This window comes from Polaribacter tangerinus, from assembly GCF_038024095.1.
Classification (GTDB): Bacteria; Bacteroidota; Bacteroidia; order Flavobacteriales; family Flavobacteriaceae; genus Polaribacter; species Polaribacter tangerinus.
In genome coordinates, this window is the sequence record NZ_CP150668.1 from 1,047,062 (window position 1) to 1,060,840 (window position 13,779).

Annotated in this window: 7 protein-coding genes, 2 tRNA genes and 3 rRNA genes; 6 read left to right on the forward strand and 6 right to left on the reverse strand. The window is 35.8% G+C overall.

Features of this window, described 5'->3' with window-relative positions:
* Window positions 1-15 precede the first annotated feature (15 nt).
* Complete coding sequence (locus WHD54_RS04655) at window positions 16-1,275, forward strand: DUF4374 domain-containing protein (RefSeq protein WP_088324345.1); 1,260 nt, start codon at window positions 16-18, stop codon at window positions 1,273-1,275.
* Between the two features lie 938 nt (window positions 1,276-2,213).
* Here WHD54_RS04655 and rrf read toward each other — a convergent pair.
* The 6 genes from rrf to WHD54_RS04685 form a co-directional block, all read right to left on the reverse strand.
* A 5S ribosomal RNA gene (gene rrf / locus WHD54_RS04660) occupies window positions 2,214-2,323 on the reverse strand.
* Window positions 2,324-2,430: 107 nt separating this feature from the next.
* Window positions 2,431-5,311, reverse strand: a 23S ribosomal RNA gene (locus tag WHD54_RS04665).
* 221 nt (window positions 5,312-5,532) lie between these two features.
* Window positions 5,533-5,606, reverse strand: a tRNA-Ala gene (locus WHD54_RS04670).
* Between the two features lie 92 nt (window positions 5,607-5,698).
* Window positions 5,699-5,772, reverse strand: a tRNA-Ile gene (locus tag WHD54_RS04675).
* Window positions 5,773-5,858: 86 nt separating this feature from the next.
* A 16S ribosomal RNA gene (locus WHD54_RS04680) occupies window positions 5,859-7,376 on the reverse strand.
* Together the 16S, 23S and 5S rRNA genes with 2 tRNA genes alongside form the textbook arrangement of a ribosomal RNA operon.
* Before the next feature lie 490 nt (window positions 7,377-7,866).
* A complete protein-coding gene (locus tag WHD54_RS04685; RefSeq protein ID WP_088324134.1) occupies window positions 7,867-9,570 on the reverse strand; it encodes an LIC_10190 family membrane protein in 1,704 nt (567 codons plus the stop codon).
* 117 nt (window positions 9,571-9,687) lie between these two features.
* Between WHD54_RS04685 and thrS the strand changes: the two genes are divergently transcribed.
* From thrS to WHD54_RS04710, 5 genes are all read left to right on the forward strand, one after another.
* On the forward strand, window positions 9,688-11,637 hold the full coding sequence (gene thrS, locus WHD54_RS04690) for a threonine--tRNA ligase (protein ID WP_088324133.1): 1,950 nt from the start codon (window positions 9,688-9,690) through the stop codon (window positions 11,635-11,637).
* Between the two features lie 147 nt (window positions 11,638-11,784).
* The gene (gene infC / locus WHD54_RS04695; protein ID WP_233131002.1) at window positions 11,785-12,312 is read left to right on the forward strand and encodes a translation initiation factor IF-3; all 528 of its coding nucleotides are present in this window, start codon (window positions 11,785-11,787) and stop codon (window positions 12,310-12,312) included.
* Window positions 12,313-12,356: 44 nt separating this feature from the next.
* On the forward strand, window positions 12,357-12,554 hold the full coding sequence (gene rpmI / locus WHD54_RS04700) for a 50S ribosomal protein L35 (protein ID WP_088324132.1): 198 nt from the start codon (window positions 12,357-12,359) through the stop codon (window positions 12,552-12,554).
* A 120-nt stretch (window positions 12,555-12,674) separates the two neighbouring features.
* The gene (rplT, locus tag WHD54_RS04705) at window positions 12,675-13,019 is read left to right on the forward strand and encodes a 50S ribosomal protein L20 (protein ID WP_088324131.1); all 345 of its coding nucleotides are present in this window, start codon (window positions 12,675-12,677) and stop codon (window positions 13,017-13,019) included.
* Window positions 13,020-13,109: 90 nt separating this feature from the next.
* Window positions 13,110-13,691 carry a hypothetical protein gene (locus tag WHD54_RS04710; protein ID WP_088324130.1) on the forward strand — a complete coding sequence of 194 codons (582 nt, stop codon included), beginning with the start codon at window positions 13,110-13,112 and terminating at the stop codon, window positions 13,689-13,691.
* The last annotated feature ends 88 nt before the right edge of the window (window positions 13,692-13,779 follow it).

Below are 13,779 nucleotides of genomic sequence, written 5' to 3' on the forward strand. Positions count from 1 at the left end.
TTAAAACTAAATACCATGACAAATAGCCAAAAATTTTACAAACACTTATTTCTAGGGCTTCTTTTAACTTCAATAATGAGTTGTAGTGATAAAAATGAGGATAACCCAACAAACCCTAACAACTCCCCACTCTATGTATTAGGTTTGGGTGTAACTACAACTACCGAAACAACAAACTTTTTATTAGAAGTAGATGATTTAATGACTGGAACAATATCTTTACAAGGCAGAGGAACTCTACAGGATGGATATCGCGATTATGCTTTTGGAGGAAATACTTTTTATAGTATTGGAGGTTTGGGTGTTACCGATGTGAATGCAGTAACAGCAGCAGAAGGAAATGCATTAAACATTTTATCGGGACTTACTTTTCCTTTTCAAATAGATGGTTTTATAGATATTGATGGTACGGGTAAAAAAATGCTTGGAATTTCTCAACCTCAAAGTCCTTCGACGAGTCAAAACATTACTTTTTATGAAGTAGATATTACAACAAACTCAATAACTAAATCTAATTCGATTCCATTAAGAAACGTGTATAGTGAAACCACAGACTGGGCTTTTACATCGGGTATGCAAGTTCGAGGTAATAAAATATTTCAAACATTTTACCCTATAGATAATACAACTTTTTCTACAAATAACACAGATACCCAGTATGTTGCTATTTATAATTATCCAGATTTTACATTAGATAAAGTAATTAGTGATACTCGTTTTGGTCCTGCAGGATCTTTTAATACCAGAAGCGGAATCTTTGCAACAGAAAATGGCGATATTTATACCGTTTCAAATAGTAACTTTGGCTACACTAAAGCTACTAAGCCAGCAGGAATTCTTAAAATAGCTACAGGTACAGAATCTTTTGATACTTCTTATACTTTTAACACAGAAAATGCAGCAAATGGAGGTAAAATAATTCATGCACTCTATATTGGAAACGATAAATTATTTGCCGCTATATCTACTAAAATTTTAGAAGAACCTAACGGATCTAACGGTTTTGGAAATGTATACACAGATTCAAACTTACATTTAGCTATAGTCGACTTAAAAGCTAAATCAATAACCAAAGTTTCTGGAGCACCAGAATTTACGGGAAATGGCGGACGTAGCTTTGCTGCTTTTCAAGACGGAGAAGTAGTATACTCTGCTATTAAAGATGAGAATACTGGAATTGTAAATATTTATCAAACTAACTTAACTACAGCTACTGCAAAAAAAGGAGCAGTTGTAGAAGCTTCATTTGTTGGAGGTATTGCACGATTGAGATAGAAGAAATAATAATATTATCAATGTTTGATATATTCAAAAACATTCAGAAAAAAATCCTTAATTAATTAAGGATTTTTTTTGTGAGTACAGGAAAAATTAAAGTTGGATAAAAACTACTACTATTTTACACAGATAATATTCAGTTTTATAAATCAACTAAGTAGACTATAGTATCAATTCTTTCATTGAAAACTATATATAGTATTAGCGCTTACACCTTAATGTTTTTATTAAAACCAATATAGCCATATTAAGTTCTAGCTAACAGTACTAAAAAAAAGCATGGTGTAAATTACATCTCAAATATTATAAAAGTATTCTTTACCCATATCAAAAATACTAGTATAAAGGTTTTCACTATTTGAAAAACAGGTCTTTGAAAACAAAGGATACAAAGTTGATAAAGGTGGATAAAATATTCCTCATCAGTCATAAATAAACAATAAAAACCATATATATAAGGTTTAAGAATACTTAAAAACTTTAAAAAATGAATTAAAAAAAAATGTGCTATGTAGTAATAACTACATAGCACAAAAATTTGATTATAATTTTCCTTTTCAGAGAATTTTTAAGTAAAAAGATACTTATCTATTAACTCTATACAAATATAGGCTTTTATATGATACGAATTACAAAAATGTTATAAACTGCAAAAAATTGTTATGAAATGCAATTTATACATTACAAAACATAGAAATCAATAAAATAATATTAAAAAAATGTACAGATAGTATAAATATGAATAAATAGATTAAATAAAATAATTAACTAAATACAATGATATAACTACTACGATGTAATTAAATTCATAATAACATAAGTATTTATATAAAAACAGTAATTCTATAAATTCATTAGTTATTGAGAAGTGTTAACAAAAAAAGCCTTGTATCATTTGATACAAGGCTTTTACATATTCTATATAAAGAATATAAGAAAGGCAGCGACCTACTCTCCCACAATAATGCAGTACCATCGGCGCTATTAGGCTTAACTTCTCTGTTCGGAATGGGAAGAGGTGAGCCCTAATGCTATAACCACCCTAAAATTTTCAGCTACGTGTTCACATAACTGTATAAAATTAACATATGGTAAAATAAGATCGTAAGCAACAAACTAAAAAAGAGTGGCTCCCGCCTTGCGGCGGGAAACGTACATAAGTCTATGGGTTATTAGTACTACTTGGCTATGACATTACTGCCTTTACACCTATAGCCTATCAACGTGGTCATCTTCCACGACCCTTTAAAGAAATCTCATCTTGTGGTGGGTTTCGCGCTTATATGCTTTCAGCGCTTATCCCTTCCCGACGTAGCTACCCTGCCATGCTTCTGGCGAAACAACAGGTACACTAGAGGTCAGTCCAACTCGGTCCTCTCGTACTAGAGTCAGATCCACGCAAATTTCTAACGCCCACAGCAGATAGAGACCGAACTGTCTCACGACGTTCTGAACCCAGCTCGCGTGCCACTTTAATGGGCGAACAGCCCAACCCTTGGGACCTTCTCCAGCCCCAGGATGTGACGAGCCGACATCGAGGTGCCAAACCCCCCCGTCGATATGAGCTCTTGGGGGAGATCAGCCTGTTATCCCCGGAGTACCTTTTATCCTTTGAGCGATGGCCCTTCCATGCGGAACCACCGGATCACTATGCTCTTGTTTCCAACCTGATCGACCTGTATGTCTCTCAGTCAAGCACCCTTATGCCATTGCACTCTACGCACGGTTACCAAGCGTGCTGAGGGTACCTTTAGAAGCCTCCGTTACTCTTTTGGAGGCGACCACCCCAGTCAAACTACCCACCAAGCACTGTCCTCATCTCTGAGTTAGACTCTAGATAAGCAAAGGGTGGTATTTCAAGGATGACTCCACAACGCCTAGCGACGCCGCTTCATAGTCTCCCACCTATCCTACACATTACTTATCCAAAGCCAATACTAAGCTATAGTAAAGGTTCACGGGGTCTTTTCGTCCCGCTGCGGGTAATCGGCATCTTCACCGATACTACAATTTCACCGAGCTCATGGCTGAGACAGTGTCCAGATCGTTGCACCATTCGTGCAGGTCGGAACTTACCCGACAAGGAATTTCGCTACCTTAGGACCGTTATAGTTACGGCCGCCGTTTACTGGGGCTTCATTTCACTGCTTCGCAAATGCTAACAACTCCACTTAACCTTCCAGCACCGGGCAGGTGTCAGGCCTTATACATCATCTTTCAATTTAGCAAAGCCCTGTGTTTTTGATAAACAGTCGCCTGGACCTTTTCACTGCGGCCACGCCAAAGGCGTGGCGACCCTTCTCCCGAAGTTACGGGTCTATTTTGCCTAGTTCCTTAGCCATGAATCTCTCGAGCACCTTAGAATTCTCATCCCAACTACCTGTGTCGGTTTACGGTACGGGTTCTTATAACCTGAAGCTTAGAGGTTTTTCTTGGAAGCCTTTAGGCACACTATCCACGCAGCCGAAGCCTTATGGTACTATCAACCTTCTCCAAAATCTGCGGATTTGCCTACAGATCCTATAGATACAGCCTTCAACGAACTATTCCGTCAGTTCGCGGTGCTTTCAATACTCCGTCACCCCATCGCAATTATAAGAAGTACGGGAATATTAACCCGTTGGCCATCGACTACTCCCTTCGGATTCGCCTTAGGACCCGACTAACCCTCAGCTGATTAGCATCGCTGAGGAAACCTTAGTCTTTCGGTGGGGGCGTTTCTCACACCCCTTATCGTTACTTATGCCTACATTTTCTTTTGTAAACACTCCAGCATATCTTACAATACACCTTCTACGCAGTTTACAATGCTCCCCTACCACTTGTATTAATACAAATCCATAGCTTCGGTAATATGTTTATGCCCGATTATTATCCATGCTCGTCCGCTCGACTAGTGAGCTGTTACGCACTCTTTAAATGAATGGCTGCTTCCAAGCCAACATCCTAGCTGTCTGGGCAGACAAACCTCGTTTTTTCAACTTAACATATATTTGGGGACCTTAGCTGATGGTCTGGGTTCTTTCCCTCTCGGACATGGACCTTAGCACCCATGCCCTCACTGCTGAGAAACATTTTATAGCATTCGGAGTTTGTCAGGAATTGGTAGGCGGTGAAGCCCCCGCATCCAATCAGTAGCTCTACCTCTATAAAACTTTTACTCAACGCTGCACCTAAATGCATTTCGGGGAGTACGAGCTATTTCCGAGTTTGATTGGCCTTTCACCCCTACCCACAGGTCATCCAAAGACTTTTCAACGTCAACTGGTTCGGTCCTCCACTATGTGTTACCACAGCTTCAACCTGCCCATGGGTAGATCACTCGGTTTCGCGTCTACTACTACTAACTAAAGCGCCCTATTCAGACTCGCTTTCGCTACGGCTCCAATTCTTAAAATCTTAACCTTGCTAGAAACAGTAACTCGTAGGCTCATTATGCAAAAGGCACGCCGTCACCACATAAATGCAGCTCCGACCGCTTGTAGGCGTACGGTTTCAGGTTCTATTTCACTCCCTTACTTAGGGTTCTTTTCACCTTTCCCTCACGGTACTAGTTCACTATCGGTCTCTCAGGAGTATTTAGCCTTACCGGATGGTCCCGGTGGATTCATACAGGATTACTCGTGTCCCGCACTACTCAGGATACCAATATCAATAACTTATCTTACTTATAAGGGACTATCACCCGCTATGGTCTGTCTTTCCAAACAGTTCTAATTCAATAAGCATCAAATGTCTTGGTCCTACAACCCCAATGCTGCCGTAACAACATTGGTTTGGGCTAATCCGCGTTCGCTCGCCACTACTAACGGAATCACTATTGTTTTCTCTTCCTCCGGTTACTTAGATGTTTCAGTTCACCGGGTTCACTTCTCTTGCGAGATGTCATGTCTTCAACATGACGGGTTGCCCCATTCGGAGATCTACGGATCAAAAGGTATGTGCCCCTCCCCGTAGCTTTTCGCAGCTTATCACGTCCTTCATCGCCTCTGAGAGCCTAGGCATCCGCCATACGCCCTTACTTAACTTATTGTACTTTTTGCTATAGTATCTCTACTACAACGAGCTCTTTTATATTTTTATAAAAAATCGCTTAAAATATTGCTATTCTAAACGCTCTATCTTTTTGATTCTTACGATATCATTTTACCAATATGTCAATGAACGTTACAAATCAAAACCGATAATAATATATCAATCTTGATCCTTACAATACCCTTAAGATAATATACATCATCTCTTGGCATTACCTAGTGGAGAATATCGGAGTCGAACCGATGACCTCTTGCGTGCAAGGCAAGCGCTCTAGCCAACTGAGCTAATCCCCCATTAATTGAAATTCAGAATTACGAATTCAGAATTGACAATGTAGAATTCTCTAGCTTCTAGAATTTCCTATAACTAATTACTTTATAAATTGTAGTCCCGGGCAGACTCGAACTGCCGACCTCTACATTATCAGTGTAGCGCTCTAACCAGCTGAGCTACGAGACTAGAATAGCTTGAATTAAGTAACTTGTTGTATAAAATTAACAGCAAAGAGTAAAAATCCCCTTTTGTAACTCACCATCTTTCTCTAGAAAGGAGGTGTTCCAGCCGCACCTTCCGGTACGGCTACCTTGTTACGACTTAGCCCTAGTTACCAGTTTTACCCTAGGCGGCTCCTCTCGGTGACCGACTTCAGGCACTCCCAGCTTCCATGGCTTGACGGGCGGTGTGTACAAGGCCCGGGAACGTATTCACCGGATCATGGCTGATATCCGATTACTAGCGATTCCAGCTTCACGGAGTCGAGTTGCAGACTCCGATCCGAACTGTGATATGGTTTATAGATTTGCTCTCTGTTGCCAGATGGCTGCTCATTGTCCATACCATTGTAGCACGTGTGTGGCCCAGGACGTAAGGGCCGTGATGATTTGACGTCATCCCCACCTTCCTCACGGTTTGCACCGGCAGTCTCGTTAGAGTCCCCATCTTTACATGCTGGCAACTAACGACAGGGGTTGCGCTCGTTATAGGACTTAACCTGACACCTCACGGCACGAGCTGACGACAACCATGCAGCACCTTGTAATATGTCCGAAGAAAAAACTATCTCTAGTCCTGTCATACTACATTTAAGCCCTGGTAAGGTTCCTCGCGTATCATCGAATTAAACCACATGCTCCACCGCTTGTGCGGGCCCCCGTCAATTCCTTTGAGTTTCAGTCTTGCGACCGTACTCCCCAGGTGGGATACTTATCACTTTCGCTTAGTCACTGAGGTAAACCCCAACAACTAGTATCCATCGTTTACGGCGTGGACTACCAGGGTATCTAATCCTGTTCGCTCCCCACGCTTTCGTCCATGAGCGTCAGTACATACGTAGTAGACTGCCTTCGCAATCGGTATTCTGTGTAATATCTATGCATTTCACCGCTACACTACACATTCTATCTACTTCCATATGACTCAAGTCAACCAGTATCAAAGGCAGTTCCATAGTTAAGCTATGGGATTTCACCTCTGACTTAATCGACCGCCTGCGGACCCTTTAAACCCAATGATTCCGGATAACGCTCGGACCCTCCGTATTACCGCGGCTGCTGGCACGGAGTTAGCCGGTCCTTATTCTTACAGTACCGTCAAGCTGGTATACATACCAGTGTTTCTTCCTGTATAAAAGCAGTTTACAACCCATAGGGCAGTCTTCCTGCACGCGGCATGGCTGGATCAGAGTTGCCTCCATTGTCCAATATTCCTCACTGCTGCCTCCCGTAGGAGTCTGGTCCGTGTCTCAGTACCAGTGTGGGGGATCTCCCTCTCAGGACCCCTACCTATCAAAGTCATGGTAAGCCGTTACCTTACCATCTAACTAATAGGACGCATAGCCATCTCTTACCAATAAATCTTTAAATTAATCCCGATGCCGAAACTAAATACTATAGAGCATTAATCTTCATTTCTAAAGGCTATTCTCTAGTAAAAGGTAGGTTCTATACGCGTTACGCACCCGTGCGCCGGTCGTCATCTGTGCAAGCACAATGTTACCCCTCGACTTGCATGTGTTAAGCCTGCCGCTAGCGTTCATCCTGAGCCAGGATCAAACTCTTCATTGTATATCTTTATAATATGAATGAATAAGTTTCAAAAGAATTTACACTATTATATAATAATGCGGTTATTCTACTCTTTGTTTACGCTGTCAATTTCAATATTTTCAATGAACTTATTTAGTATCCTAAAACACTAAAATTGTAGAAATGTTAGACTCGAACTAACTAACTTTACCTAAATAAAATTATTCCAAAATCCCTTAATGAACTATAGCCGTTTTCTTAGCGGGTGCAAACTTAAAACTTATTTCTTAATACCACAAGAAAAATTAAAAACTTTTTTTTTCGCAAAAAAAACAAACTAAGCAATGAACTTCACTAACCAAAATAAATTGACGTTAGCGGGTGCAAATATACACCCTATTTTAAACCTCACAACTATTTTTAAAGCGTTTTTTAGCCTTTTTTGAAAATAAAATGTAAATAGCTGGTAGGTAGCTTATTATGTTTATTGTTTTTTTTCAATACTAAAAATAATCAGAAAACCTTCTTATTACTGCTCAGGTTTTTGAATAGTTTTCGATACAAATCCTTCTGCTAAAGAAGCTCCCCTTAACTGAGGTACTATAAAAAAATGTTCTTTGTAGAAGTTCAACTGCTCTTTATTTAGCGCTGGCAAAGGTATATTTGAGGTGTACCAAAAATATACCCCTTTGCCTAGCGGAGAGTAATAGCCAAAATTACCTTCTTTTATATATTTGTATGAAAAGGAATATCTACTGTTGTTAGGTGGCTTGAAAATACTTTTTAAATGAAATGGTTCTTCTTGATTATTTACCTGACCATTATTACGGAACTGCATTGGGTTTATTGGAAATAACATCAAAAGGAAACAGCAAAACACCGAAAAATAAAGTAGAGCTTTTACAAGCCTATAACGTATATACATTGCCCTAGTTGCAATTATGCCAAACAACAACATTATCAAATGGAAGAAGAAGCGGTATTGTGGAGAAGTGATAAAAAGTATAAAAAACTGAAATGCAGCATATAAAATCACCAGAAATAGAGCTTTTTTCTTGATAAAAAAAGGAGATGTTAAAAGTAATAGCACCATAACTTTATTAAATAATCCATGAAAACTATCTAAAGTAAGCCACCTTATAAATTTATCGAAAAAACTTAATCTATTGAAAAAAGACTGATTATCAATAGAAAATGAATACATTCTTACAGCACTATAATAATGTTCTTGAACTTTTAAAGGTACTTGCCAATCTACATCTGTAAAGCTGAAAGTTAATGGATATAAAGGGAATCCTGATATGATGTAGTTTTTTAGCAAAAAAGAAATAAAAACAATAAATGCAAAGCTGATAATTACTAAGTTTAATCTTATACCTATTTGTTTATGATGCTTTAAAAAGATAAATACTGGCAAAATAAGTAAAACACACACAGTTACTTTTACAAGAATGAGTAAAAAAATACTTAAGATAAAAGTTAAATATAAGTCTTTATCAAAAGCGTTGTAAAGTTTGAAAAATAAAAAAAATACAAAATAAGAAATTACAAAAACTGGTAAATCTGGTGAAGGAGTGTTTAAAAATCGATATAGAAAGGGTGAGAAAACTGGTAACAAACCTAAGAATAGGTTGCTTTTTTTTCTAGTTACTGTAAAATGATGTAAACTTTTAACACTCATAAAAAAAATTACAACAAGTAAAAAACCATTAATATCATTTAAAGAGTCTGTTAAAAAGCTAAAATTGTAAGCACTTTGTAATATATGCCATCCGGATGTTTGACCAAGAAATAAATGTAGGTTAGCTAGTCCTTTTACCAAACCATATTCATTTAACCACTTAATTGTTTGAATATAGTAAGACTCATTATCTGGCATAAAAGGAATGGTAGCAGACTGCATTAGTGCTGTTAGAAAAATAAAAATGAGTAATAACTTTAACCCTATACTTAACGATGCAATTTCCTTAAATAAAAGTGTAATTAAAAAGAGTAATCTTTTATAATTTATTAGCAAAAGAAGTAATGTAAATAAGCTGTTAACAATATAAAACAGACTATTTATTGGTAAAAAAATTGCGTAGGAAGTGATGAGTAATAATTGAAACAAAAGACCAATTAGAAAATAATGTTCAATTTTTAGAGCTTTTTTTTGAGTAAAAAAATCAATTATTGATCCAAAAGAAGTACACACAAGAAAAATATAAAACCACGATAATAATATAAGTAGCATATTTTTATTTTTTTTTTGTAATGTAAATGTATCATTTTAAAAATAAATACTTCCTTACAAAGATTGTATTAGATATTGAAAATTCAATATCTTTGCATGCTTAAATTATAAGATTAAATGATTAAAATTACCTTACCAGACGGAACTATTAAGGATTTTGCTATAAATAGCACTCCTATGGATGTAGCAAAAAGTATAAGTGAAGGGTTTGCTAGAAATGTAATTTCGGCAAATTTTAATGGAAAAACAGTAGAAACTAAAACTCCATTAACCACAGATGGTTCTTTAATTTTATATACTTTTAATGATGAGGGAGGTAAAAAAGCCTTTTGGCATTCTTCGGCACACGTTTTAGCTGAAGCCATACTTTCCTTTTATCCGAAGGCAAAACTAACTATTGGACCAGCAATTGAAAATGGCTTTTACTACGATGTAGATTTAGGTGATGCAGTTATTTCTGATAAAGATTTTAAGCAACTAGAAGCTAAATTTTTAGAAATAGCAAGAGGTAAGCATGAATTTTCTTTACGAGCAGTTTCTAAAGATGAAGCTTTATCGCTCTACAAAAAAGAAAATAACGAATATAAGGTTGAATTGATTGAAAATTTGAATGATGGAGAAATAACTTTTTGTGATCATAGTAATTTTACCGATTTATGTCGAGGCGGCCACATACCAAATACCGGAATTATAAAAGCGGTAAAAATAATGAGTGTTGCAGGCGCATATTGGCGTGGAGATGAAAAAAATAATCAACTAACTAGAGTTTACGGAATTAGTTTTCCAAAACAAAAATTGCTTACTGAATATTTAGAGATACTAGAAGAAGCAAAAAAAAGAGACCATAGAAAGCTAGGTAAAGAGCTAGAATTATTTACTTTTTCTCAAAAAGTAGGTGCTGGACTGCCATTATGGCTACCGAAAGGTGCTGCATTAAGAGCACGTTTAGAAGACTTTTTGAAAGCTGCACAAAAAAAAGCAGGTTATGAAATGGTAATGACACCGCACATTGGTCAAAAAGAATTGTATGTAACATCTGGACACTATGAAAAATATGGTGAAGACAGTTTTCAGGCAATTAAAACGCCAAAAATGGATGAGGAGTTTTTATTAAAACCTATGAATTGTCCTCATCACTGTGAAGTTTACAACTTTAAACCCTACTCATATAAAGACCTACCAAAAAGATTTGCAGAATTTGGAACAGTATACAGATATGAACAAAGTGGAGAACTACACGGATTAACAAGAGTAAGAGGTTTTACACAAGATGATGCACATATATTTTGTACTCCAGAACAACTAGACCAAGAGTTTAAAGAAGTTATAGATTTAGTTTTGTATGTTTTTGGGTCTTTAGGATTTGAAGATTTTACAGCGCAAGTATCTGTTCGAGACAAAAATAATTTAGAAAAATATATTGGCGACTCACAAACATGGGAAATCGCAGAGCAAGCAATTATTAATGCTGCTACAGATAAAGGTTTAAATTTTGTTATTGAAGAAGGAGAAGCGGCTTTTTATGGACCTAAGTTAGACTTTATGGTAAAAGATGCTTTAGGAAGAAGTTGGCAATTAGGAACTATTCAAGTGGATTACAACCTACCAAAACGTTTCGATTTATCTTACACAGGCTCAGACAATCAATCTCACAGACCAGTAATGATACATAGAGCACCATTCGGATCTATGGAGCGATTTATAGCTGTATTGCTCGAACACACAGGAGGAAACTTTCCACTTTGGTTAACTCCAGATCAAGTTATCTTATTGCCAATCAGTGATAAATATCAAAAATATGCAGAAAAAGTTTTAGAATCGTTAGAAAATTCCGAAATTCGCGCCCTGGTAGATAACCGAAGCGAGAAAACTGGCCGCAAAATTCGTGATGCAGAAGTAAACAAGATTCCATTTATGGTTATTGTTGGAGAGAAAGAAGCAGAAGAAGGCACTGTATCTGTTAGGAAACATGGAGAGGGAGATTTAGGAACATTTACAATAAGTGAATTTGTAAAAATGCTTAAAGAAGAAGAAAACAAGACCTTAAAAACATTTGGTAAAAAATAGAAATCGTCAAATAATATAAATTTTATCTGCTAAAAGATAAAAATATTGATTATTTTTATAATATAAATAGCGTTGATAAACCAACAAATAAGTTAAATTTAAAAATTATTAGTCATAGCAATACGTAGAAGTAGGTCGAGAAGACCGTTGAGAGTAATCAAAGAAGATCAACATAGAATTAATGAAAAGATTAAATATGTTGATGAAGTTCGTCTGGTAGGCGATAATGTAGAAATTGGTGTATATTCTTTAGAAAAAGCTAAAGAATTAGCAGCTGAACAGGAATTAGATTTGGTAGAAATTTCGCCAAAAGCAAAACCTCCTGTTTGTAAAATTATTGATTACAAGAAATTCTTGTATGAGCAGAAGAAGCGAGAAAAAGCCCTAAAATCTAAAGCAACAAAAGTTACTATTAAAGAAATTAGATTTGGACCGCAAACAGATGAGCATGACTATGAATTTAAGAAAAAACATGCTATAAAATTCTTACAAGATGGCGCAAAACTAAAAGCATTTGTTTTTTTCAAAGGGCGTTCTATCATCTTTAAAGAGCAAGGACAAATACTGTTATTAAAACTTGCCCAAGAATTAGAAGAGTATGGTAAAGTAGAACAGTTACCTAAATTGGAGGGAAAACGTATGATTATGTTTATTGCTCCTAAAAAAGTAAAATAAAAAACATTTTAACAATCTTATAAGCAAGATTAAAACGAAGGGAAATGCCTAAAATGAAAACCAAGTCTAGTGCCAAAAAACGATTTAAAGTTACAGGTACTGGCAAAATCAAAAGAAAGCACGCGTTTAAAAGTCACATCTTAACAAAGAAGTCTAAAAAACGTAAATTAAGGTTAACTCATGATGGTTTGGTACACAAATCTGATGAAGCTAACATTATGCAACAATTAAACTTAAAATAAGTTTAAAAAGGGAATTTAATTATTAACCATGGAGTTAGGCAATTTATAAGAAGAATTTTGTTGTTTTACCCTTAATTAGGTAAAAAAACAAAATCGCCTACTACAAAAAACATTGAAATTATGCCAAGATCAGTAAATTCAGTAGCCTCAAGAAAAAGAAGAAAAAAAATCTTGAAGGCAGCAAAAGGTTACTTTGGACGTAGAAAAAACGTTTACACAGTAGCAAAAAATGCGGTTGAAAAAGGAATGCTTTATGCATACCGCGACCGTAAAAATAACAAGAGAAACTTTCGTTCTTTATGGATTGTACGTATTAATGCTGCAGCTCGTTTACACGGAATGTCTTACTCTCAGTTTATGGGAAAAGTTAAAGCCAACAATATCGAATTAAACCGTAAGGTTTTAGCAGATTTAGCGGTAAACAACCCAGAAGCTTTTAAGGCAGTTGTAGCAAAAATAAAATAATTATAAATTACTTGCTTATAATAAAAAACCCAAACGTTTTCGTTTGGGTTTTTTTAGTATTTTTATACTTCAAATACAAAAAACATAATAATGAAAAAAAATACCCTAATATTAATTGCCCTATTTTGTAGTTTTTTTATTCATGCACAAAAAAAACAAACTGAAAACAATACTATAGAAAATCAGTTCGATGCTATTTATAAAAGCTCCTCTACTTACCAGGTTTATAAAGTAATTAGTAAAGAAAAGTATTTAACCTTAAAAGCAAACGTTTTAGATACGATTTTAGAATCTGCCAAGAATATTGCAGATCAGAAAAAAACAATAGCAGAAGAAAAGGAAAAACATTCAAATACTCTAAAAAAATTATCTGAAACAGAAACCACTTTAAACAAACTTAAAGAACAAGAAAACACCATCTCTTTTTTTGGTAAAAATTTGAGTAAGCTAGTATACAAAATAGTTATATGGAGCATTATTATTATACTGTTACTTGCGTTGTCATTTTTTATATTTAAATTTTATAGAAGTAATATTTTAACAAAAAAAGCAGAGAAAAACTTAATTAGTGTAGAAAGAGAGTTTGATATCCACAGAAAAAAAGCACTAGAAAGAGAGCAAAAATTAAGGAGACAGCTACAAGACGAAATCAACAAGCAACGAAATTCGTAAAATTTTGTGGTAAATTAATTGTTTTCTTAAAAGTAAAACAACAGAATCTATTGTATCAATAAACATCTTGTAATAATAAAAATTGGAA